General features: G+C 72.4%; 16 protein-coding genes. 3 read left to right on the top strand and 13 right to left on the bottom strand.

Annotation, left to right across the window (positions count from 1 at the left end):
* Positions 1–172 precede the first annotated feature (172 nt).
* Positions 173–847: a DUF1579 family protein gene (locus tag ACMA1D_RS12165; protein WP_414723917.1), complete on the bottom strand. Its 675-nt coding sequence runs from the start codon at positions 845–847 to the stop codon at positions 173–175.
* Positions 848–1,564: 717 nt separating this feature from the next.
* Here ACMA1D_RS12165 and ACMA1D_RS12160 point away from each other — a divergent pair.
* Entirely contained in the window at positions 1,565–3,028 is a 1,464-nt protein-coding gene (locus ACMA1D_RS12160) for a M28 family peptidase (protein WP_414723916.1), read from the top strand.
* A gap of 340 nt (positions 3,029–3,368) precedes the next feature.
* On the opposite strand, the gene ACMA1D_RS12155 is transcribed toward ACMA1D_RS12160, so the two are convergent.
* Together ACMA1D_RS12155 and ACMA1D_RS12150 are read right to left on the bottom strand one after the other, a co-directional pair.
* The gene (locus ACMA1D_RS12155) at positions 3,369–4,724 is read right to left on the bottom strand and encodes a phosphatase PAP2 family protein (protein WP_414723941.1); all 1,356 of its coding nucleotides are present in this window, start codon (positions 4,722–4,724) and stop codon (positions 3,369–3,371) included.
* A 783-nt stretch (positions 4,725–5,507) separates the two neighbouring features.
* Positions 5,508–5,951, bottom strand: coding sequence for a DUF3093 domain-containing protein (locus ACMA1D_RS12150; protein WP_414723915.1), 444 nt, complete (start codon positions 5,949–5,951; stop codon positions 5,508–5,510).
* A gap of 182 nt (positions 5,952–6,133) precedes the next feature.
* Between ACMA1D_RS12150 and ACMA1D_RS12145 the strand changes: the two genes are divergently transcribed.
* Positions 6,134–6,628 (top strand): DUF5709 domain-containing protein, encoded by a 495-nt coding sequence (locus tag ACMA1D_RS12145; protein WP_414723914.1) that lies wholly within the window; start codon positions 6,134–6,136, stop codon positions 6,626–6,628.
* 255 nt (positions 6,629–6,883) lie between these two features.
* Here the strand turns inward: ACMA1D_RS12145 and ACMA1D_RS12140 are convergent, their stop codons facing one another.
* From ACMA1D_RS12140 to ACMA1D_RS12100, 9 genes are all read right to left on the bottom strand, one after another.
* On the bottom strand, positions 6,884–9,679 hold the full coding sequence (locus ACMA1D_RS12140; RefSeq protein WP_414723913.1) for an ABC transporter substrate-binding protein: 2,796 nt from the start codon (positions 9,677–9,679) through the stop codon (positions 6,884–6,886).
* Between the two features lie 899 nt (positions 9,680–10,578).
* Complete coding sequence (locus ACMA1D_RS12135) at positions 10,579–11,763, bottom strand: 4-hydroxybenzoate 3-monooxygenase (RefSeq protein WP_414723912.1); 1,185 nt, start codon at positions 11,761–11,763, stop codon at positions 10,579–10,581.
* Positions 11,763–13,064 (bottom strand): 3-oxoadipate enol-lactonase, encoded by a 1,302-nt coding sequence (pcaD, locus tag ACMA1D_RS12130; RefSeq protein WP_414723911.1) that lies wholly within the window; start codon positions 13,062–13,064, stop codon positions 11,763–11,765. The genes ACMA1D_RS12135 and pcaD overlap by 1 nt, the downstream gene beginning before the upstream one ends.
* Entirely contained in the window at positions 13,061–14,488 is a 1,428-nt protein-coding gene (pcaB, locus tag ACMA1D_RS12125; protein ID WP_414723940.1) for a 3-carboxy-cis,cis-muconate cycloisomerase, read from the bottom strand. The genes pcaD and pcaB overlap by 4 nt, the downstream gene beginning before the upstream one ends.
* Positions 14,489–14,579: 91 nt before the next feature.
* A complete protein-coding gene (gene pcaG, locus ACMA1D_RS12120; protein WP_414723910.1) occupies positions 14,580–15,137 on the bottom strand; it encodes a protocatechuate 3,4-dioxygenase subunit alpha in 558 nt (185 codons plus the stop codon).
* Positions 15,137–15,982 (bottom strand): protocatechuate 3,4-dioxygenase subunit beta, encoded by an 846-nt coding sequence (gene pcaH / locus ACMA1D_RS12115; RefSeq protein WP_414723909.1) that lies wholly within the window; start codon positions 15,980–15,982, stop codon positions 15,137–15,139. Before pcaH ends, pcaG begins: the two co-directional genes overlap by 1 nt.
* 8 nt (positions 15,983–15,990) lie before the next feature.
* Positions 15,991–17,181: a thiolase family protein gene (locus ACMA1D_RS12110; RefSeq protein WP_414723908.1), complete on the bottom strand. Its 1,191-nt coding sequence runs from the start codon at positions 17,179–17,181 to the stop codon at positions 15,991–15,993.
* 207 nt (positions 17,182–17,388) lie between these two features.
* Entirely contained in the window at positions 17,389–18,033 is a 645-nt protein-coding gene (locus ACMA1D_RS12105) for a 3-oxoacid CoA-transferase subunit B (protein WP_414723907.1), read from the bottom strand.
* A gap of 4 nt (positions 18,034–18,037) precedes the next feature.
* A complete protein-coding gene (locus ACMA1D_RS12100) occupies positions 18,038–18,847 on the bottom strand; it encodes a CoA transferase subunit A (RefSeq protein ID WP_414723906.1) in 810 nt (269 codons plus the stop codon).
* A gap of 228 nt (positions 18,848–19,075) precedes the next feature.
* On the opposite strand from ACMA1D_RS12100, the gene ACMA1D_RS12095 reads away from it, so the two are divergent.
* Positions 19,076–20,785, top strand: coding sequence for an IclR family transcriptional regulator C-terminal domain-containing protein (locus tag ACMA1D_RS12095; RefSeq protein ID WP_414723905.1), 1,710 nt, complete (start codon positions 19,076–19,078; stop codon positions 20,783–20,785).
* A gap of 370 nt (positions 20,786–21,155) precedes the next feature.
* On the opposite strand, the gene ACMA1D_RS12090 is transcribed toward ACMA1D_RS12095, so the two are convergent.
* Entirely contained in the window at positions 21,156–22,613 is a 1,458-nt protein-coding gene (locus ACMA1D_RS12090; RefSeq protein WP_414723904.1) for an aldehyde dehydrogenase family protein, read from the bottom strand.
* Positions 22,614–22,627 lie beyond the last annotated feature (14 nt).

The raw sequence follows: 22,627 nt of genomic DNA, 5'->3' as shown, positions 1-22,627 counted from the left end.
AGTCGGTGGGCGCTATTTCACGCCGCGAAAGGGCCAGACAATCGCTGCCGAACCAATCCGAGGAGCGGTTCGGAGGATCGGATCCGGTATCGGAGAACGGCGGCGGAACGACCGGTACCGGCCCGGCCGATAACGCTGGCCGGGCCGGTGGGTGGCGCTCTTTTTCGAGCGGTTACTTACGACGACAGTCGTAGCTACCGCGCAGCACGGTGCCGTCGGAGAACGTCATCGTCTGGTGGTTGGTGAAGTGATTCCTGTTCACCACCTGGTAATCGTCCCGAAGGTCGATCGGGACGCCCGTGGTCTCCCCGGTCGGGCTCGGCTTCACGACCTGGCTGAGGGCCCCGTTGAAGACCAGGTGACCGTCCTTCCAGGGCTCGGCCGCATAGTTCCCGTGGCTGCCCCAGTTGTCGTGGTACTGGTTAATGAATTTCTTCGCCACCGGGTCCCAGCCGAAGGTGGCGCGGCCGACCACGTCACCGGGCTGCATCGTCGCGTCGGTGTAGTAGTAGTGCCCGCCCATGGCGCGCTTCGTCGTCATCGTCATCGTCGCCGGCTTGGAGCCCGGCGGCGGCGCGTAGCTGCACGCGAACGTGCCGAGCAGGAAGTCGAGGCCCTTGACCTGCGGGGGCGCGGCCAACGGGCCCGGCTTTACGGGCCGCACGTGCTGCGACGGGGCGCTGGCCCCGTCCTTGTCCTTGTCGGCGGGCTCCGCGCCCACCGGGCCGACGGCGACGAGGGCCAGGCCCACCGCCGCGGCGCCCGCGATGCCGATGGGGACGCGCCGCCTGCGCAGGGCCGGGGCCAGCCGACGCTGCTCCCGCCCCTGAGGTTTCTCGGTACTCACACTCAACTCCAGCGATGCTCGTGCGTTGACCTGCGGCTTGCGGGCCGCGGGTGACCCACCGGCCGGCAGCGCGGGGCGGTCTGCCGGGCACCGGCCGCGATGGGGCGGGGTGGCCCGGACGGCCGGTCACATCGCTGCTGCGGGCGGGCACGTGGGGCTCATGGTTCGGCCCGTCGCTAAAGGTGTTCTAAGGCGTGGCTGGAACTGCCCGGTGACCGTACCGGGCGGCCCACACCCGCGATGCGCCCCGTTCCGCCACCGGCCGGTGAGCCTGGTCGCGCCCGTCACCCGCACCCGAACCGGGTCTGTCGTACGCGCCCGACACCGCCCGTACGCACCCGTCTGCGCCCACCTTCAGGAGCCGCCCACGGGGCCCGCGACCCGCGCGCCTGAACGGCACTGCCGGTAGGAAGCCCCGGGCGTCGCGACCGCAGGACGCGGCGGGAAGTGTGGCAGACGGACGCCGCGGAGAGCAGCACCGCAGCCGGCGGAAGCGGGAGGAATAGGGGGATCGCAGCGCCGTGGAGGTAAGCGGTCCTGACGCATTCCTGCAAGATCGAAAGCGAACGTAGCACCCCCCACGGCAACGGCCAGAGCCTTTTCGGACATCGACTGCGCCTTAGGCCAACTTTAGCCACACCGTTCACGCTGAACCCGGCGCGGAGCCGGTGTCCGCGGCCGGTGTTCTCGGTACGTGTTCGTGATAAGGAGATGGCGATGAGCGAGACTGGCGACGTTGGAGAATCCCCTCTCACGAGCAACTGGCCGGCCGTGGAAAAGTATTTCGAGCAGGCCCCCACATCGCAGGAGATGATGGGCTGGATCGAGAACATCTACCAGCAGGGAATTCGCCGCGCAGGATATCCGGCCGATAGCTGGATCGAGGAGTGGGCGGCCGAACAGTTCCGCGAGACCGGCCTTGAGGACGTACGGCTCGAACCGCTGGAAACGCCCGTGTGGCGCCCGAAGTCCGCACACTTCGAGATCTGGCCGATCGGAAAGCCGGAAGAGGTCACCCGATTCTCCGGCTTCGGCCTGCCGTACTCGACGCCCACCGACGGCACCGAGGGCCGGCTCGCGCGCATGGAAGACGGCGAGGTGAAGGGCGGCATCGCGGTCCAGGAGATCACCTTCTCGCACGTACCGCAGTCGCAGATGGCCGCGCGCGCCACCGACCTGTACGACCCCGAAGGCGTCCTTCCCGACCTGGTGCAGGCCGTGCCGTTCGACCTCGCGCACGTGCTCGACTTCGACGTCGCCGCCAAGAACGGCGCCACCGCCTACGTCGGCCTGCTGACCGGCGTGCCGTGGGAGACCAGCGACTTCTACTGGCCCTACGACGCCGAGCAGCGCCCCATCCCCGGCATCTGGCTCAGCGGCAACGACGGGCGCGTGGTGCGCGAGCTGATGGCCTCGGGGGAGTGCGAGGGCCGGATCGTCTCCGACGCCACCCGCACCCGCGAGACCACGCACAACGTGGTCGGCACGCTGCCCGGCGCGTCCGACCACTGGGTGATCATCGGCTCGCACCACGACGGCCCGTGGGCCTCCGCAGTCGAGGACGCCTCCGGCGTCTCACTGGTCCTGGCGCAGGCCAAGTTCTGGGCCTCGGTGCCACAGGAGCTGCGCCCGCACAACCTGCTGTTCCTGCTGACCTCCGGCCACATGGCGGGCGCCGCCGGAACCCAGGCGTTCATCGCCGACCACCAGGACCTGTTCCCGAAGGTGGTCCTGGAGATGCACCTGGAACACGTGGCCCGCCGCGCCGACGTGATCGACGGCGAGGTCGTGCCCACCGACGACCCCGAGGTGCGCTGGTGGTTCGCCACCCAGGCGCCCGCCCTGGAGAGCCTGGTGCTCGACTCGCTCGCCGCGGAGGACATCAAGCGGTCCTGGCTGCTGGCCCCCAACGCGCTGGCCCCCAACCCGGCCACCGACGGCGCGTACTTCTACTACACGGGCGTCCCGCTCGTGCAGTACATCTGCACCCCGATCTACATCTTCGACCCGCGCGACACGCCCGACAAGGTCGACGAGCCGAGCCTGGTGCCGATCTCCAAGGCCGCGGCCCGCATCGTCGCCGGAACCGTCGGCTGCGACCCGGACACCCTGCGCGTCCCGCTGGAGAACACGCAGCCGCCGGGCAGCGCCAGTGAGGGCTACACGCCGCCGGAGGACTGACCCCGTCTCCGTACGCGGCTGCGCCCGCACGGGAGGCCCACAGCGCCGCACCGCTGTGGGCCGCACACCGAGGGTGGTGCAGGCCCGGGACCTCTCTCCCGGGCTCGCACCACCCTCGACCCTTGCCAGCGGCCGGCGGGCCCCAGCGGCCGGCGGACCTGCGGCCGGCCGGTGACGGCAGGCGGGGCACGCTCCCCACGCCGGACGAGGCACCCGTTGCCGCGGGCCCGCCGCAGAAAACGCGACGGTGGTCCGCCCGGCGCGCACCTCGTGTGCGCCGAACGAACCACCGTTCACTACCTTCAGCCCTGCATCAACCCGCGGGCCGGCCCGCCGGGCCTCACACCAACTCGGGCTGTGGCTTCGCCTGCGGCTTGAGGGACGGCGCGGGCTGCGCGTCCCAGAGCCGGGTGGCCCGCAGATAGCCGTAGATCACCGAGAGCATCGCGAGAACCAGCAGCGGGCCGAACAGCCACGGGTAGTCGGCCATCTGCTCCGGCAGGTAGCGGTACGCCACCAGGAAGGCGGCGAACACGGCCGTGCCGTACGCGACCAACTGGATGCGCGAGCGGTCCCAACCGCGTTCCGGCGCGCGCAGCGCCGCCTCGATCGTGACCGCGAAGACCACGCCGGCCACGATGTCCGCGCCGTAGTGGTAGCCGAATCCCAGGGTGGCGGCGAGCGTGGCGATCAGCCAGAACGTACCGGCGAAGCGCAGCACGCGCGGACCCTGCCGGGAGTGGATGAAGATCGCGGTGGCCCAGGCCGTGTGCAGGCTGGGCATGCAGTTGCGCGGCGTGATGTCGTCGAAGGGCATGCGCTGCGGCGGGTCGAGCGGCGGCGTCGTGTTCGGCCACAGGTTGGCCACCGCCCAGTGCCCACCGTCCGCGCCGTACGCGAAGATCGGGCCGACCACCGGGAAGAGCATGTAGATGCCGGGGCCGAGCAGGCCGATCACCATGAACGTGCGCACCAGGTGGTGGCTCGGGAAGCGGTGTTCGGACGCCACGTTGCGCAGTTGGTAGAGGGTGAAGATGACCGCGGCCACCGCGAGTTGGCCGTAGACCCAGCCGAGCACGTGTCCGCTGATCGGATCGGTCGCCCTGACCATCCGCCCCACCAGCCACGACGGGTTGCCCAGCGCCTGGTCGGCCGTGGCCACGTACTGGTCGAGGACGGTCGGGCGGGTCTTCCACGTGATGAGCAGCCAGGCGTCACCCGTTTTCCGCCCTGCCACCAGCAACAGGCCGAGCCCCACACCCTTCAGCAGGAGGACGCGCTCGCGCCCCGTGCGGTGGGTGAAGGCGAGGACCCCACACGCCAGGACCACCCACAACGCTCCGTTGCCGAAGCCCATCCGGGCGTCACACACCCACCTCACCAGCGCGAAGACGACGTCGATGCTGACCGCGGCACCCACCGCGATGAACCGTTGCCGCCAGGTGAGCACCACCATCATCAGCGCCATGCAGGCGTACAGCAGCGGCCCCGACTTGGGGGCGAATATCACCTCGCGCACCTGATTGCTGATCGGTCCCCGGACGCCGTAGTGGCGCGCTGCGATCTCCAACGCCACGAGGAAACCGAGGGCCACCACCGTCACCGCGGTCCACAGCAGCGCCCGGGGCTTGCGCCAGGCAGCAAGCACGTTCTTGAGATGTATTCGCGGAGCTATTCGCGATTCTTTAGATATCAATTGTTTGGCCGATGTGTTAGGTGTCAGGGAGTGGGTCCCCTTCATGCCGGATTGCATGCTTTCCCGGCGAAGGGCAGGCAATGAGGGTGATCGCCGTGGGCGCAAACATGCTAGCGGAGCGGCCCGCCGGGATTTCCCTGGTCACGTGCGGTGTCCGGACCGCACGATCCTGTACTGGTCGCCGCCGTGTCGGACGCGGGTCGGAAGGATGTCACCTGGCGGCCGACGGGGGTGGGTGGGACGGCCCGCAGGCCATACGTGGGGGGTACCCGGCGCGTCAGGCCGCCCGGCGTGACGCGGATGGTCGCCGGCGCCGTCCCGTACAGGCCCTGGCCGGCCGCCTTCCCGGTGGCAATGCCGGACGGCAAGCGGTGCCGCGGGGCGGGGCGGGGTTGGCGGGTGCTCCCGCGGGTCCCGCTTCGCCGCGGGCTACCCGGCCGTCCGGATGGCGCGGAAAGCGCGGAGGGGGCGACGCGCGGTCTGCTGTCGGGTGGCGTGCGGCGCGGGCGGGGGTGGGACTGCTGCCGCGTCGACGAGCTCGCCGGTTGGCCCGTGGTCACCGTGGGTGAGGGAGGGGTTGCCGCTACGGTCCTGGCCGGTACAGGGCGACATGTCGCCACATCATGGGAGACGGGCATAGGGGATTGGTTGATGGCCTCGGTGGCTCCGGTGGCCCCGGCAGGTCTGGGGCCCGGCGCTCCAGTGGTTGCGGCGGCGCCCACGTTCGTACGGGGTGCCGCCGTCGCGTTCGAGGCGCCGCATCGGCCGCCGGGGCCTCCCCGGTCAGCGCTTGGCGAAGGCGAGCACGGCGACCAGGGTGTGCGGCTGGCGGGTCGACAGGTAGAGGTACGGCGCGTGGTAGTCGGGTGCCTTGATCTCGATCCGCAGCGCGGTCGGCACATGGCTGCGCAGCAGCATCAGCGCATGGGCGTCGGCCCGCCGGGTCCGCCAGGCCAGCGCCTCCTCCGGGTCCAGGATCTCCGGCATGCCCAGGGCGTCGATGGGTAGCCGGATCGTGCCCGCGGTGAGGAACCCGATCGTCACCTCGATCCGGGACCTGCCGTACGCGTACGTCGCAGCCCCCGCGGCGGCCGAGCCCAGCAGCAGCCCGCCCAGCGCCGCGGGTACCCCGAAGGGCAGCAGCACCAGCGCCACGGCGAGACCGAACAGAGGCACGCCCAGCCACCACGCGGGTGGCACGCTCAGCCGCTCGTCGTAAAGAGACATGACCCCAGAATGACAGTTCCGGGCGACGGAACGATCTGCGGGTGAGGGCGAGGCCCGGTGCCCGCTGCGCCGCCCGGGGCCGTCGCCAGGTGCCGGCGCGGGCCCCGGGCGCATGATGGAGGGGACGGGCCCGTCCGCACAGCCGAGCGCCACCGCACCGGAGAGCAGCACGTGGAGGAAGCATGAGCGACGAGATGGCGGATGACGTGTACCAGCCGATGGGCACCGGCGACGAGCGACAGGACTCCACCCGGTGGGACCCGCAGGACGCGCTGGGCGAGCGCAGCTACGACGAGGTGCTCGACGAGGGGTACTCGCCGCCGGAGAAGCCACTGGGCGTCACGAAGTTCGGCACCACGGCGGCCGAGCAGCAGCGCGGCGAAACCCTGGACGAACGGCTGAGCCAGGAGCTGCCCGAGGTGCGTGCCGCGGACGGCGACGGGGTGGGTGACCTGGCGGACGGCGACGGCGAGCCAATCGACGGCGAGGTGGGCGGCGCCCGCGCCGGCCGACTGCTCGCCCCCGACGAAGGCGCACACCCCGACACCACCAAGGACCTCATCGCCCGCGACGTGGGCATCGACGGCGGGGCGGCGGGCGCCGAGGAAGCCGCCATGCACGTCGCCGTGGAGCCGGAGGAATTCACGGACGAGGAACCGGACGCGGGCCGGAGCTGACCGCCCCGCGGCCCGTACGGGGAGGCCAGCCCGGCCCGCCCCCAGCCTCCCGCCCCGCCCAGCCCCGGCCCGTACGCAGCGCCAACCCGGATCGCCCGGGGCCCGTACGAGACGCCACCGCCGGGCCTACGACCGCGCCGCGGACAATCGTTCACCAGGCGAACCAGCCGTTCGCGGCCCCTCCGCGTCGCCGCGCCTCCGTATCAAGAATCCCAAGAACCGCTACGGAGCCAACTAGCCTATGGATATGGGAAGTTAAGGGGAGCAGGGAGTGCCCTGTGCCGCGTACCGGCCGCCCTTCACGTAGGCCCCGCACACCACAGCGGTCCGCGGACCCTTCGGCGTCAGCCGCAGCACCACCAGCGTCTTGTCCTTGGGCGGTGCGTTGCTCCCGGAGGCGTACTCGACCCACCCGGTCGCCCCGTCGAAGGCCACACCGGACCTGAGGGCCGTGGTGACCGCGCTCATGCCGACGCTGTTGTCCGCTCGCGCCAGGTCCACGGCCTGGGACAGGACGTGCAGCGCGTCGTACGCCACCGCCGCCTGACCGTCGTCGTGCCACGGGTCCTCACCGCGCTCCCCGGCCACGAAAGTGTTGTAGGCGTTCACGAACCGATCCGTCTGCCGACTGATCCTGGTGTCCGCGTCGGGCAGCCGGTGCGCCGCGTAGTACAGCCGCAGCCAGCCGCGGCCCTCGAACTCGCCGGTCTGTGCCACGTTCGTCAGCTCATTGCCCGCCAGTACGGTCACCGCCTCCCGGCCGCACGCGTCCCGGGCGTCCAGCGCATCGACGAACGCGGCGAAGTCGCGGGTGCGACCGGCCCAGTACACGACCGTACGGCTCTCCGCGTCCAGCGACTCGCAGACCCGATCGGCCAGGTCCCGCGGGCGCGCGTACCTGGCCACGCCCGGGTCGCCGGTGCCGAAGTCACCTTCCTGCGAGAAGTTGACCAACTCGGCTGTGCCGTTGGGCACATCGGTCCCGGCGTTGCTGGTGAAGTTGCTCATGAACTGCACCGCGATGCTGCGGCTGTACAGGTCAGCCGAGCTCTGCACCACGATCGCGTGCTGCGCCGCCGAGCAGCCCGCCCCATTGGACCTGGCCACCAGCCGCTTGTTGCGGGCCAGCGAGGCGACCACCCTGGCCTCCGTGCTGTTGACGGGGGTGGTCGGCCAGTAGTAGTCACCCACCTGCATCTCATCGGCCGTCGCCGTCGTCCCCACGGCCGGGATGCGCGCCTGGGCGAGGATGCGCAGGGCCTTGCGCGTCGAATCCCGGCTCTGCGCGAAACCCAGCACCCCGGAGATCTCCCGGGCACCGGTGCGGCTGCCCGAACGCACCTCGTCGGCCAGCCTCTGAGCCTCCTGGGGGGCGCGGGCGAAACCCCGCCCGGTGCTGCGCACCTCCACCCGCAGCGGCACCCGCGAGTCGTCGGAGAACGCCTCGCTGTTGAGCCGCCGCTGCCACAGGGCGATGCCCCGCAACTCCGGGACGATGCCGTCGAAGAGCGTGCCCGCATTGGTCTGCGGCCCCTCGGACGTGAAGTAGACGATCGTGCGCACCGGCCTGCCGCGGGCCGCCAGAGCCTCGGCCCGCCGGTTCTCCGCCTCGACGGCCCGCTGCGCGCTCCGGTACCACTCGACCGGGTGGACCTCCCCGTGCAACGCGCGCCCGGGCGGCGTGGACCCACCGGCCACACAGCTCGTGTCCGAACCGTCCGCACGCAGCGGGAACTCCACGATCAACGCGGCGATCAGCAGTACCGGCAAGCTCGTCGCCAGAACGGTCTGCGAGCGCCAGCCGCGCCGGAACCGGCGCGCCGTCGGCTTGCGGATCGGCAGCCCCGGACGGCCGAAGGGCTCCGCGTGGAAGGTGACAAGCACCGGCTTCTCGCCGCCCTGCCGCAGCACCTTGCTGGCCTGGGTGAAGCCCATCGGCTCCGGACCCAACTCGTCCAACAGGGCCGTCGAGAAGCTGCCCACCGCGATCACCAGCGGCCCTGGCGCCGGGGCCTGCGCCTGGGCCTGGACGTACACGCGCAGGAAGCGCTCCACGGTCCGGGCGCCGGGCTCCTCCGGATGCGGCACCTGGAGCAGCAGCACCGGGCGGGCCGTACGGCGCCGTCGCTTGGGCAACAGGGAACCGACCAGGGGCTGCGCGAGATCGGCGAGCAGGGCCAGGGTGAGGAGTTGTTCCAGGACCGCGGTGCCCTCCTCGCGCTGCCGGTGCCCGGCGGGCAGCCCCAGCCGGCTGGTCTGCCGGGTGGCGACGTCGGCCATCACCTGGAACAGGTCCTCCCGCCCACCGGTGACGTTCAGCTCCCGACCCAGCCAGCCGCGCCGCCCCTGCGCCCGCTGGCGCGGACGTCGGATCAGCCGCCGGGTCACCCGGCGCGCCCACCACCAGCGCGGCAGGGTGTGCAGCAGCGAAAGCCAGAACGTGCGCAACAGCCACCCACCCAGACCCGCCCCGTCCGGTGCGCCCTTGCCCCCCAGCGACCACAGGGTCTTGGCGATCCCACCGCGCGCCACCCTGCCCTGGTAGGCGTAGTCCCGCAGGTTGCCCGGACTGTCGGCGGCCGTCGCCGCGGTCACCTGGGGCGGCCCGTCCGCCGGCGCAGACCCGCCCGCTGCGCCGTCGCCCGGAGCCCCCGCCTGCGCCTTCACCGCCGTCACCAGGTCCTGCATCAGCGCCGCGTCGCGGAACCGGTCCGGGGTCATCCGCGGCGGCACACCGAACGCGAGGTCGCGCGCCGCCGCCTCGCCCACCAGGTCGTCATCGGAGGTGGGGTGCACCAGCGCGTACGGGACGAGCTTCTCGCCCTGCCCCTCGTGGGACTCCCGCAACGCCATCACCACCCGCTTGACCCGGGCCTGATGGACGCTCACCGCATCCGGACCGTCCGGGTCGCCCGGCACCTGGAGCAGAAAGACCGGCATCCGCAGGGAAAGGTGTTCGGTCTGGGCAGGGGCGATGGCCAGTGGATATTCGCGGACAAAGTCGTCCGCACCGCCATCGTCCGGGAAATCGCTGAATACTTCATCGGGCATGGTGGTCCCCCCGAGGACCTCAATAGGCCGCACATGCAGATGGAGGGTCAGGTTACACCCGCACTGCGGGACCCATCCCGTAACGGATTCGACGACCGGGAATCGGATGGGAACACCGGTTCGGCAATTCTCCGGGTATTTTCGGCGCGCTCACCGGATATCCGGGACGCCGAACTCCACGACGCGATCCGTGAGTGGAACGCCCATCGGCCGGCCAGGCGCCGCGGGGCGCACGGGCCAGGGGGCGATTGCCCGGTGTGCCCTTCGACGGTTGCCCGACCGCTAGTCACCGGGGCGCGCCGGTACGGAAATGAGGTGACCGCCGGCCGGAGGTCGGCACGTACGGACCGCTCCGTAACCGTGGGCCGCACCGCAGACCCGTACGTGATTTCGTGACCCCCGCACCGCAAAATCCACATTCCGCTTATCAGAATGAGCGATCATGCTCGGACGGAAATCAACTGGCCGGCCCGTGGCATATCTCAGAAATCCAGGAACCGGAGTCTCCCGCGGGGCGAAGGAGAGCGCAGGTGGCGCCGGACGCCACACCGGGAGCGGCGGAAGGAAAGGAGATGATCGATGATCGGTCACCGGAATGAAGGGCAGCGGCGAACGGACGGCCCGCTGCCCGCCCGGGCCTTCCGCACGCCCTCCACACGGAAGCCACACCGCACCACACCGTGCCACGCGGTGCTGGGCCGCGCCCCGGCCGCGCCGTGCCGGTCCCGCACCGTACGCGCGACCCGCGCCGCCGTCGCCCGCCCCGCGCCGCACACACCCCGCCCGGCCGACACCGGGCACCGAGGACAGCCACCCCCACGTGCTGGCCACACCGCACCGCAAAGGTGCAGCGCGCACCGGCCGGTCGACGGGCGAGGGGCCGACCGGCCGGCACACCGCTACCGGGGCAGCGGCACCCCCGTGTAGTTGTCCGCCAACTCCGCCGCGGCGTGCGGCGAGGACGCGAAGCGGGCCAACTGCGCGAGCTGGAGACGGGTGTCGAAGGGCGAGTGCGCCGGGTCGGCGTGCAGCGTGGTGGTCATGAGGTACGAGAAGTGCTCGGCCCGCCACACCCGACGCAGACAGGTGTCGGAGTAGGCGTCGAGGAGCCCGCTGGAACCGGTCTCCTGCTGCTCGATCAACGCCCGGGCCAGCACCGTCACATCGGCCGCCGCCAGGTTCAGCCCCTTGGCGCCCGTCGGCGGCACGATGTGCGCCGCGTCGCCGGCCAGGAACAGCCGCCCGTACCGCATGGGTTCCGTCACATGGCTGCGCATCGGCAACACCGCCTTGGAACGGACCGGCCCGCGCGCCAACCGCCACCCCGGGTCAGCCTCCAGCGCGAAGCGGGCGTCCAACTCGTCCCAGATGCGCTCGTCGGACCAGTCGGCCGGATCGGTGCCGTTCGGCACCTGGAGGTAGAGCCGGCTCACGGTGGGCGAACGCACACTGGCCAGTGCGAACCCACGCTCGGAGTGGGCGTAGATCAACTCGTCGTACACCGGTGGAGCATCGGCGAGTATGCCGAGCCAGGAGTACGGATAGGCCCGCTCGTAGTGCGTGCTCACCTCCGCCGGCACCGCCTGCCGCGCCACCCCGTGGAAGCCGTCGCAACCCACCACGTACGAGCAGTGCAGCGCCTGCTCCGCACCCTGGTGCCGGTACCTGATGACCGGACTCTCCCCGGCCACCCCCTCGACGGCGTCCACCTGCGCGTCGAACAGCAGCGGGCCGCCCTCCGCGAGCCGCAGCGCGATCAGGTCCTTGACCACCTCGGTCTGGGCGTAGACCAGCACGCCACGACCGCCGGTCAGGGCCGGGAAGTCGATCCGGTGGGAACCGCGCGCGAACCGCAGCTCGATGCCGTGGTGCACCAGCCCCTCGCGGTCCATGCGTGCACCCGCGCCCGCCGCGCGCAACGTGTCGGCGGTCGACTGCTCCAAGATGCCCGCCCGCTGCCGCTGCTCCACGTACGCGCGGTCACGGCGTTCGAGCACCACGTTGTCGATGCCCGCGTTGTCCAACAGCCTGCCGAGCAGCAGCCCGGCCGGGCCGCCACCAACGATGCCGACGGTCGTACGCATCAGGGTGTCTCCTTGTCTTCACCTGTCATCGACGGCCGACCCGGGGCGGTCGGCGCCGCGGACCCCAGCTCGCCGTCGGACCCCGCCCTGCTGTCGGGCTCTGCCTCGCCGTCGGACCCCGCCGCCACCTCGCGCAGCACCCGATCGGCCACCTTGAACGCAGAGTTGGCCGCCGGCACGCCCACGTACACCGCGCTCTGCAACAACACCTCGCCGATCTCCTCCGGCGTCAACCCGTTCCGCAGGGCCGCCCGCACGTGCATCGCGAGCTCCTCGTCATGCCCGCCGGCGACCAGCGCGGTCAGTGTGATGCAACTGCGGGTGCGCCGGTCGAGCACCTCACTCGTCCAGATCTCACCCCACGCGTAGCGGGTGATGAAGTCCTGGAACCTGGCGGTGAACGCGGTGGTGCCGGCAACGGCCCGGTCCACGTGCGCGTCGCCCAGCACCGCCCGCCGCACCGCCATCGCCGCCGAACGCGAAAACCTGCCGCAGGTGTCCAACTCGCCAGCCGCCGCCGAAGAACTGGCGGACGCGTACAGATGCGTGCGCAGCGCGACCAACACCGCCGCCGGCTGCTCCACCCCGGCCAGATGCCCCGCGCGCGCCACCTCCACCAGACTGGCGCCCGCGATGCCGTCGGCGAGCGCCCTGGCGTGCGACGGCGGCGTCGCCACGTCCTCCCGCCCGCCGATGACCAGCGTCGGGGCGGTGACCCGCGCCAACTCCGCGCGTAGGTCCAGCGTGGCGAGCAGATCACAACAGGCCGCGTACGCCCCCGGGTCGGCCGCCCGGTGATCGGCCACCAGCGCCGCCACCGCCGGCTGCCCACCGGCCGCGAACGCGGGCGTGAACCAGCGCCCCGGAGCACCGTCGGCCAGCGCGTCCACCCCCTGCTCGCGCACCGCCCGCGCCCGCTCCCACCAGGGCTCGGGCGGCCCGAAGCGGGCCGAGGTGCACACCAGCGCCAGCGAACGCACCCGCTGCGGATGGTGCGCGGCCAACTGGATGCCGACCGCGCCACCCAGCGACACACCCGCGTACGCGAACGCGTCGATGCCCAGCGCGTCGGCCACCCCGAGCACCTGCCCGGCCAACTCGGACAGGGTGGGATCGGCCGGCAGCGCATCGGCGGGCGAACCGCCGTGCCCCGGCAGATCCCAGCGGACCACCCGGAACTCCCGGGCCAACTCGGCCACCTGCGGATCCCAGACGGACAGCGACGTGCCGAGCGAGGGCCCGAGCAGCAGCGCGGGCGCGTCGTCGGGGCCGTCGATCCGGTAGTGCAAGGAAGTAGTCATCGCGGCTCCTGCCGGGGTGGGTGGGCGGTGCGCCGTAGCGCGCGGTCGGTGAGGGCGCCGGCACAACCCAGGTAGCCGGCCGGCTCGACGAGCTCACGCAGCCGGTCCGCCGTAAGCACCGCGGCCAACTCGGGCTCCGCGCCCACCGCGTCCACCAGCGCCACACCCTGCTCCGCGGCGCGCCGCACGGCCCGGCCGAGCAACGTCTTGGCTCGGTCCCGCCCCAGTTCCTGCGCCAGCTCGGCAGCCAGCCGCTCGGTGAGCAACTGCCCGCCGGTCAATGCCAGGTTGGCGCGCATCCGCTCAGGTCGTACGACCAGCGTGGCGGTCAGTTCGGCCGCGGCGCGGGCCGCCCCACCGGTGATGCGCAGCGCGTCGCGCAACGGCTGCCACTCCGCGTGCCACGGCCCGGCCGGCCGCTCGTCGGGGGCGACCAAGGAGGACAGCAACACCGAAGCCAACGCGGGTACTTGGCGCGCCGCCGCAGCGATCAGGGTGGCCCGAACCGGATTGGCCTTGTGCGGCATGGCCGACGAGCCACCCCCGGCGCCCTCGGCCAACTCGCCGACCTCGGTACGCGTCAGCACCAGCACATCGGCCGCCAACTTGCCGAGCGCACCCGTACAGAAGGAGAGTGCTGCCCCTACATCGGCAACCGGCGTGCGCAACACGTGCCACGGCAACTCTGGTGCAGCCAGGCCGAGTTGGGCCGCATACTCGGCGACGAGGGTCAGCCCGACGGACTCCGCGACCGCCTGCCGCCGTTCCGCGGGGGCGAAGGCCACGAAGGCCGCGAGCGTGCCGGCCGCGCCACCGAGTTGCACCGGCAGCTCGGCCCGTACCCGGTCGATCCGCTCCCCGGCGTCGAGCACCAGGGCCCGCCAACCGGCCGCCTTCAACCCGAAGGTGGTGGGCACCGCGTGCTGGGTCAGGGTACGTCCGGCCATCGGCGTGTCGCGGTGCCCGGCCGCCAGGTCGGCCAGGTGCGCGGCGGTCCGCGCCAGGTCGGCGCGGACCACGTCCAAGCTGGCGGCCGTCACCAGCATGCTGGCCGTGTCCATGATGTCCTGGCTGGTGGGCCCGCGGTGCACGTACGCGGCGTGCTCGGGCGCGGTCTCGGCGACCGCCCGCGTCAGGTCGGCGACCAGCGGGATCACCGGGTTGCCGCCGGCCGCCGCCCGGGTGGCCAGCGACGCGAGGTCGTACCGGTCGGCGCGGGCGGCGGCCGTGACCGCATCGGCCGCGGCCGGCGGCGCGAGCCCCACGGCGGCCTGCGCCCGCACCACGGCCGCCTCCGCGTCCAGCATGGCCGTGAGGAAAGCACGGTCCGAGGTGAGGGCATCGACGCCGCTCGCGACCCGGACCGGGGCGAGCAGTCCGACGTCCCACGGATCGGCCAGCGCCCCGGGCGGGCCGGCGGCCAGGGCGGGGCCCGGCTCCGCTGCGGGGCGCTGACCGGACGGGGGACCCGCGTCCGGCCGCCCCGCGTCAGCCGCGGTGCCAGGCCGGCCCGGGTCAGTGGGTGAAGTCAAGGAAGACCGTCTCCTTCTCCCCCTGGATGTGCAGGTCACGGCGGTATACCCGATCACCGTCCGGCTGCGCCAGCAACGTCGCCCGGCGCGCCGCGGGCAGCTTGGCCAGCAGCGGGTCGGCGGCCGGCTCGGCCAGATAGACGCGGGTGAACAGGTGGTGCAGCAGCCCGCGGGCGAACAGGCACACCGACAGGTACGGCGCGCTCGCCGGCGGGCGCAGGGTGTGCACGCTCCAGTGCCCGTCCGCGTCGGTCGCCACCCGAGCGAACCCGGTGAAGTGCACGCCGTCCCGGCCGAGGTACCCGCCGGTGACCGGGTCGCGGCGCAGCGAACCCGGTCGGCCGGTGCGCGAACCGTCGGGCGCCGCCTGCCAGAACTCCACCAGCGCGTCGGGTACGGGCTGCCCGGCCCCGTCGTACACCGCGCCGTGCACCGTGACCGCGTCCGCATGGCCGGGGGGCGCCGGCTGCGACCCGCCGGGGAAGGGCAGCGCGTACCCGTAGAAGGGGCCGACGGTCTGGGAGGGAGTGGGGTGCGGCATCAGGAGCCCTCCTCGGGGTCGGGGAGCGTGGCGGCCGGACCGTCGAGCACGATGTCCCAGCGGTAGCCGAGGGACCATTCGGGCACCGACAGCGCATGGTCGTAGGCCGCGACCAGGCGCTGTCGGGCGGACTCGTCGGTGACCGACTGGAGGATCGGGTCGTAGCGGAAGAGCGGGTCGCCGGGGAAGTACATCTGCGTCACCAGTCGCTGCGTGAACGCGGTGCCGAACAGCGAGAAGTGGATGTGCGCCGGCCGCCAGGCGTTGTCGTGGTTGCGCCAGGGGTAGGCACCCGGCTTGATCGTGGTGAACCGGTAGCGGCCCGCGTCATCGGTGAGGCACCGGCCGACGCCGGTGAAGTTCGGGTCCAGCGGGGCCGGGTGCTGATCGCGCTGGTGCGCGTACCGGCCCGACGCGTTGGCCTGCCATATCTCCACCAACTGTCCGCGCACCGGCCGTCCGGCCCGATCGGTGACCCGCCCGCTGACCGTGATCCGCTCGCCCAGCGGCTCCCCGATGTGCTGCCGGGTCAGGTCCGCGTCCGTCTCGGTCACGTCGGTGACCCCGAAGACCGGCCCGTACCACTCGACCGCCTCCGGGTCGCCCACGCTCACCAGCGGCTGTTTCGGGTGGCGCAGCACGCTGCTGCGGTACGGGGCGAAATCGCGCGGGGGATGGTCGGGGGAGGCGGCACCGGCCGCGACCTCCGCGCGCACGCGCGCCTGGGTGACGCTGATGTCCGCGTCGATCTCCCGCTGGGTGGGCGGGGCCGTACCCGGGCCCGCGGGACGGGCCGCGGCGGCGGTCGAACCGGTGCGCTGGGAGGGCAGGGAAGCGGGGGACATGGGGTTGATCACCTCTCCAAGACGAGGGCCAGGCCCTGACCGACGCCGATGCACAGCGCGGCCAGACCGGTTCCGGAGCCCGCGGCGGCGAGCTGGTGGGCGATGGCGCCGGTGATGCGGGCCCCGGAGGCACCCAGCGGATGACCGATCGCGATGGCGCCGCCGCGCGGATTGACCACGGCCGGATCCAACTCGGGCCACTCGCCGAGGCACCCCAGCGCCTGGGCCGCGAACGCCTCGTTCAGCTCCACGGCCCGCAGGTCAGCCAGGCGGCGCCCGGCCCGCTCCAGCGCGCGCCCAACGGCGGTGACCGGACCGATGCCGAAGTACTGCGGCTCGACGCCGGTGACCGCCGACGCGGCGATCCGCGCCAACGGCTGCCGACCGGTGGCCCGCAACCCCGCCTCGTCGGTGAGCAACAGGGCGGCGGCCCCGTCGCTCAGTGGGGAGGAGTTGCCGGCGGTCACCGTGCCGTCCGGGCGGAAGACCGGCTTGAGCTTGGCGAGCGCCGCCGCGCTGCTGTCGGGGCGGATCGTCTCGTCCCGCTCCAGCGCGGCGCCCGCCACCTGCACCACCTCGGCGTCGTACTGCCCCTGCTGCCAGGCCCGCACCGCCTTCTCGTGGCTGGCCAGCGCGAACGCGTCCTGGGCCGCACGGTCGATGCCGTACCGGTCGGCAACCAGTTCGGCGCCCTCACCGAGCGGCACCGTCCATGCGTCGGGCAGCTTGGGGTTGACCATCCGCCAGCCCAGGGTGGTGGAGTACAGCTCCTGGTGGCCGGCCGGGAAGCCGCGCGCCGGCTTGGGCAGCACCCACGGCGCCCGGCTCATCGACTCCACGCCACCGGCCACCGCGATCGACGCGTCCCCGACCGCAATGGCGCGGGCCGCCTGGATGACCGCTTCCATGCCGGAGCCGCACAGCCGGTTCACGGTGGTGCCGGGCACGGTGACCGGCAACCCGGCGAGCAGCACGGCCATCCGCGCCACGTCCCGGTTCTCCTCACCGGCACCGTTGGCATTGCCGAAGAACACGTCGTCGATACGGGCCGGGTCCAGCTCCGACGTACGGTCCACCAGCGCCCGCAGCACCCCGGCGGCGAGGTCGTCGGGACGCACGCCGGACAGCGCGCCACCGTACTTGCCGATCGGGGTGCGCACGGCATCGACGACGTAGACATCGCGCAGACGGTCGGTCATGGGCTCAACTCCTGGTGCGCTGGCCGGCGGGCCGGAGCGGCGCCGCACCCGGCCGACTGCTTCGTACGGTGGATGGGGGAACGTTCATCAGGCGAACGCTCGGGGGGTGGACGGTGGTGGGGTCGGTGATGCCCGCGGGGTGGGCGTTCGTCGGGCGAACGGTCGCGAGGTGGGTGCTCGTGGAGTGGGCGACCCTGGGGCGGGCGCTCACGAGGTGGGCGCCGGAACGTGGACGGGCGCGGCCGTGTGCTGCTTGAGCTCCGCCACGCTGACTCCCGGCGCGGTCTCGACCAGCACCAGACCGCCCGCGGTCACATCCAGCACGCCCAGGTCGGTGATGATGCGGTGCACGCAGCCGGCGCCGGTCAGCGGCAGCGTGCACCGCTCGACGATCTTCGGCGTGCCGTCCTTCGCCCGGTGGTCGGTCAGCGCGATCACCCGCCGGGCGCCGTGCACCAGGTCCATCGCCCCGCCCATGCCCTTCACCAGCTTTCCCGGCACCGACCAGTTGGCCAGGTCACCGGCGGCCGAGACCTGCATGGCACCCAACACGGCCACATCGATGTGCCCGCCCCGGATCATGCCGAAGGAGAGCGCGGAATCGAAGAACGCGGCGCCCGGAGTCACGGTGACCGTCTCCTTGCCCGCATTGACCAGGTCGGGGTCCACCTCCTCGGGCGTGGGGTAGGGACCGACGCCCAGGATGCCGTTCTCCGAGTGGATCACCACGTCCACCCCCGCCGGCAGCAGCCCGGGGATGAGCGTGGGCAGCCCGATGCCCAGGTTCACGTACGCGCCGTCGGTCAGCTCGGCCGCGGCCCGCGCCGCCATCTCCTCGCGTGTCCACGCCATCGGCTCACACCGTCCCTTGTGTCACGGGCGCTGAGGTGGTGCGCCGCTCGATGCCCTTGGCCGACGCCTGCTCGGGCGTCAGTTCCACCACGCGCTGGACGAACACGCCGGGCACGTGGACGGCGTCCGGGTCCAGCACCCCGGGCTCGACCAGCTCTTCCACCTCGGCGACGGTGATCCGGCCGGCCATCGCGGCCAGCGGGTTGAAGTTGCGCGCCGCACGCCGGAAGACCAGGTTCCCGTGCCGGTCCCCGCGGGCCGCCCGCACCAGTGCGAAGTCCGTGGTGATGCCGCGCTCCAGCACGTACGAGCGCCCGTCGAAGTCACGGACCTCCTTGGCCGGCGAGGCCACGGCCACCTCACTGGCGCCCGCCCCCGAAGCGGCCTGCTCCGCCGTGCGCCGCGCGTACCGCAACGGCAACCCGCCGGCCGCCACCTGGGTGCCGACGCCGGCCGGGGTGTAGAAGGCCGGGATGCCACAGCCCCCGGCGCGCAGCCGCTCGGCGAGCGTGCCCTGGGGCACCAACTCCACCTCCAGCTCGCCACCGAGGTACTGGCGGGCGAACTCCCGGTTGTCACCGATGTAGGACCCGGTGACCTTGGCGATGCGGCCCGCCGCGAGCAACACGCCAAGGCCACCGCCGTCCACACCACAGTTGTTGGACACCACGCTGAGGCGGCCGACGCCACGCGCGTGCACCGCTTCGATCAGCACGTTCGGTACGCCGCTGAGCCCGAAGCCGCCCACCGCGAGCGAGGCCCCGTCGGGCAGGTCCTGGACCGCCTCCGCGGCAGTCGCTCTGACTTTGTCCATGCAGGGGGTTTCCTTGTCCCGAACTGGCGCCTCGCCACGGGCGCCGGATGACACCCTCGTCTGCGTTCGCCAGGTGAACTAAAGTTCATTGATGTGGGTCAGTCTGCGTGCCGCCGCCAGGCATGTCAACGCCCCGTTATCCACAGCCCACCGGGGGCGGTTACGCTCTGTCACCACGACCGCTACCCTGGGGCGCCCAGGCCGCCACAGATCCCTTCGGAGTACCCGATGCCAGCCAACCGACCCACCGGCTCCACCGCCCCCCACCCGCCCGCCGAGACGGTCGGGCCACTCCTGCGGGGCATCGCCGTACTACGCGCCCTCAGCGCGGCCGGCGGTCGGCTCAGCCTGAGCGACCTGGTGCGCGACACCGGATTCGCCCGCTCCACCATCGACCGCGTGGTGGCCACCCTGGCCCGCATGGGCTATCTACGCCTCGACCAGTACACCGCCGTGCTCGCACCACGCCTGATGGAACTCGGCAACGCCTACCTGGCCGCCCTCGCCCTGCCCGGCCCCCTCGGCCCGCTCGCCGACGAACTCGCCGAAGAACTCGACGAATCGGTCTCGCTCGCCGTCCCCGACGGCGACGGCATCCGCTTCGTCCACCAGGCGACCCGCCGCCGCGCCATGTCCCTCACCTTCCGCATCGGCGACCTCCTGCCGATCGAGCGCACCGCCCCCGGACCGCTGTTCGCCGCCGAATGGACCAGCGCCCAGTGGGAACAGTGGCGCGAGGGCCGACGCGCCGGCGACCGGCACACCGACTTCTCCCGCGTACTGCCCCCCACCCCCGAGGGTCACGGAGCGGGCGACCTGGCGGACTTCGCAGAGCGTGCGGCGCAGGCCGGCCGCCGCGGCTGGGCCGAGGACGACCAGCGCATCGAACCCGGCCTCATCGCCATCGGACTGCTCGTCCGCGCCCCCGACGGGCAGCCGGCCTGCGCCCTCAGCGTCGTCAGCCACACCAGCAGGCACAGCGCCGCCTCGCTACGCCGCTCCGTACTGCCCCGCGCCCGCGCCACGGTCCGCGCCATGGAACAGGCACTGCGCAGCGGAGCGACCGCAGCCAGCGAAACCACCTCGGCCCACCCGGGCAGCGCGGCGCCCACCACCGGACTCGCTGACTGGACCAACGCGTCCAAGCAGGAACTCGGCGCCGAATTCGTGGAGTCCCTGGCCCGCGGGCTGACCGTGCTGACCGCCTTCGACGCGGGCCGCGACCGACTCACCCTGGCCGCCATCGCCACCGCCACCGGCCTGGCCCGCGCCACCGCCCGGCGCGCCCTGATCACCCTGACCCACCTCGGCTACGCCACCGCCGAGGACGGCACCTACCGGCTCACCCCACAGGTGCTCGCCCTCGGCTACCCTCCGCTGTCGCGCACCACCCTCGCCGAGATCGCCACCCCGCACCTGGCGGCCCTCGTCCACGAGGTGCACGACTCCGCCTCGCTGGCCGTACTCGACGGCGACGACATCCGCTACACCGCCCGCATCGCCACCAGCCGCGTGATGAGCGTCAACATCACCCTGGGCACCCGCTTCCCCGCCTACGCCACCTCGATGGGGCGGATCCTCCTGGCCGACCTGCCGCCGGCCGAGCGCCGCGCCCACATCGCCCGCGCCACGCCCCGAGCCCTCACCCCGCACACCATCACCGGCCAGGCCGACCTGCTCACCCTGCTGGCGAAGGTGGCGCGCCAGGGTTACGCCCTGGTCGACGAGGAGTTGGAAGAAGGGCTGCGCTCACTCGCCGTGCCGGTCCGTGACCGCGCCGGGCGTACGGTGGCCGCGGTCAACGTCGCCATGCACACCAGCCGCCGCACCCTGGACGCCTGCGTACGGGACCTGCTGCCCACCGTCCGGGACACCGCCCGGCGCATTGAAGCCGACCTACACATCGCCGAGCGCTTCGTCCGCATCCCGGCCCTGTGATGCGACCAACGTCCTTCATCTAGTGGGAAGTTGATGGCAGTGCAGAAGGCGGGGTCGGTGGCGCGGCAGGAGTGGGGCATCGTGGTCCTCGGGCGCGCACGGATCGCTGCTGTTCGCATAGTGAACTTTATTTCGTTGGGCGAAGTAGCATGAGTATCCGGACGACGCGGACGGCTGTCAACGGGGGCAGGCACCGCCCGGCCAGCCCCGCCGGCCCAAGTTCCGTCCCGCCGGCCAAGCCCCGTCCCGTCCGTGGTCGGCCGGATGCGCCACCAGCGACGCAGCAGCAACGGCGCAGCGTGCTGTGGAACACGCCACCGGGCGGGCCCCCTCCCGTAGAAGGCGCCCGCCCGGCCACTGTTCATGCAGGTCAGATGGGGTAGCTGGCCTCCTGTGCGCGTACCGTGATCCAGCGCGTCTCGGTGAACGCGTCGATGTTGGCCACACCGCCGAAGCGGACGCCGGTACCGGAGGCGCCCATGCCGCCCATCGGGGCCAGCGCCTCGTCATTGACCGTCTGGTCGTTGATGTGCACCAGCCCCGTCGGGATGCGTTCGGCGACGTGCAGCCCGTGCATCACGTCGCGGGTGATGATGCCGAGCGACAGCCCGTACTCGCCGGCGGTGGCCAGCCCCACCGCCTCGTCGACGTCGGCGAAGGCGCGTATCGGAGCGACCGGACCGAAGACCTCCTCGGCGTAGGCCGGCGTGTCGTCGGTGACCTGGGTGAGCACCGTCGGCCGGTAGAACAGGTCCTGGTGCGTACCGCCGGCCGCCAGCCGGGCGCCGCCTTGCACGCTCGCGGTCACCAACTGGTGGATCTTGTCGCGTTGGGCGGCGTCGATGATCGGTCCGAGCGCCACCTCGTCCGTCGCCGGGTTGCCCACGGTCAACTGCTCGGCCTTGTGCGCCAAGCGCTCGGCGTACTCATTGGCGATCGAGGCGTGCACCAGGTGCCGCCCCGTGGTCATGCAGATCTGCCCCTGGTGGAAGTACGCGCCCCAGGCGGCCGTGGTCACCGCGCGCTCCAGGTCGGCATCGGGCAACACGATCAGCGCGGAGTTGCCGCCGAGTTCCAGGTGCACCCGCTTCAGCCGCTCGGCCGCCACCGCCCCGACCTTGCGGCCGACCGCCGTCGAACCGGTGAAGGAGATCACCCGGGTGTGCGGATCGACCACCAGCGCATGCCCGGCCTCGGCCCCGCCCGGCACCATCGAGAGCACCCCCGCCGGCACCCCGGCCTCCTCGAAGACCCGCATCACCGCCACCCCGCCGCACACCGCGGTCCGCGGGTCCGGCTTGAGCACCACCGCATTGCCCAACGCCAGCGCCGGCGCCACCGACCTGGTGGCCAGCACCAACGGCGCGTTGAACGGCGCGATCACACCCACCACGCCCACCGGTACCCGGCGCACCATGCTCAGCCGCGGCTGGGCCGACGGCAACAACTCACCGAACGGACGCGACACCAGCGCCGCCGCCTCGTAGCACTCCTGGGCCGCAAGATTCGTCTCAAAAGCAGCCTTTCCCGGCACGCTGCCCGCCTCGCGGACCAGCCACTGGTGTATCTCATCGGCGTGCTTGACGAACAGGTCACCAGCCCGCCGCAACACGGCCGCCCGCTCGACGTAGGGCGTGGCCGCCCATTCCCGCTGGGCCGCGGCGGCCCGCTCGGCGGCGCGTGCGATGTCCTCGGCGCTCCCGGAGCCGATGTGCTCCAGGGTGTCCCCGGTGGCAGGTTCGACGACGGGGCGCTGGCCGCCGGCGGCGCTGACCCAGCCGCCGATGCCAACCTTGCCGGACCACAGGGACGGGTCGAGAAGAGACATCACAGACTCCTTGA

Origin of the sequence: Streptomyces sp. 796.1, from assembly GCF_047525675.1 — a bacterium.
Lineage (GTDB): Bacteria > Actinomycetota > Actinomycetes > Streptomycetales > Streptomycetaceae > Streptomyces.
This window is presented reverse-complemented; position numbering and strand designations above follow the sequence as displayed.

Excerpts from the sequence above, each read along its gene's own strand:
- ACMA1D_RS12110 (WP_414723908.1), bottom strand. The coding sequence starts at position 17,181 with ATGACCGACCGTCTGCGCGATGTCTACGTCGTCGATGCCGTGCGCACC.
- pcaD (WP_414723911.1), bottom strand. The coding sequence starts at position 13,064 with ATGACTACTTCCTTGCACTACCGGATCGACGGCCCCGACGACGCGCCC.
- ACMA1D_RS12095 (WP_414723905.1), top strand. The coding sequence starts at position 19,076 with ATGCCAGCCAACCGACCCACCGGCTCCACCGCCCCCCACCCGCCCGCC.
- pcaG (WP_414723910.1), bottom strand. The coding sequence starts at position 15,137 with ATGCCGCACCCCACTCCCTCCCAGACCGTCGGCCCCTTCTACGGGTAC.
- ACMA1D_RS12100 (WP_414723906.1), bottom strand. The coding sequence starts at position 18,847 with ATGGACAAAGTCAGAGCGACTGCCGCGGAGGCGGTCCAGGACCTGCCC.
- ACMA1D_RS12105 (WP_414723907.1), bottom strand. The coding sequence starts at position 18,033 with ATGGCGTGGACACGCGAGGAGATGGCGGCGCGGGCCGCGGCCGAGCTG.
- ACMA1D_RS12160 (WP_414723916.1), top strand. The coding sequence starts at position 1,565 with ATGAGCGAGACTGGCGACGTTGGAGAATCCCCTCTCACGAGCAACTGG.
- ACMA1D_RS12145 (WP_414723914.1), top strand. The coding sequence starts at position 6,134 with ATGAGCGACGAGATGGCGGATGACGTGTACCAGCCGATGGGCACCGGC.
- ACMA1D_RS12150 (WP_414723915.1), bottom strand. The coding sequence starts at position 5,951 with ATGTCTCTTTACGACGAGCGGCTGAGCGTGCCACCCGCGTGGTGGCTG.
- ACMA1D_RS12135 (WP_414723912.1), bottom strand. The coding sequence starts at position 11,763 with ATGCGTACGACCGTCGGCATCGTTGGTGGCGGCCCGGCCGGGCTGCTG.
- ACMA1D_RS12090 (WP_414723904.1), bottom strand. The coding sequence starts at position 22,613 with ATGTCTCTTCTCGACCCGTCCCTGTGGTCCGGCAAGGTTGGCATCGGC.
- ACMA1D_RS12140 (WP_414723913.1), bottom strand. The coding sequence starts at position 9,679 with ATGCCCGATGAAGTATTCAGCGATTTCCCGGACGATGGCGGTGCGGAC.
- pcaH (WP_414723909.1), bottom strand. The coding sequence starts at position 15,982 with ATGTCCCCCGCTTCCCTGCCCTCCCAGCGCACCGGTTCGACCGCCGCC.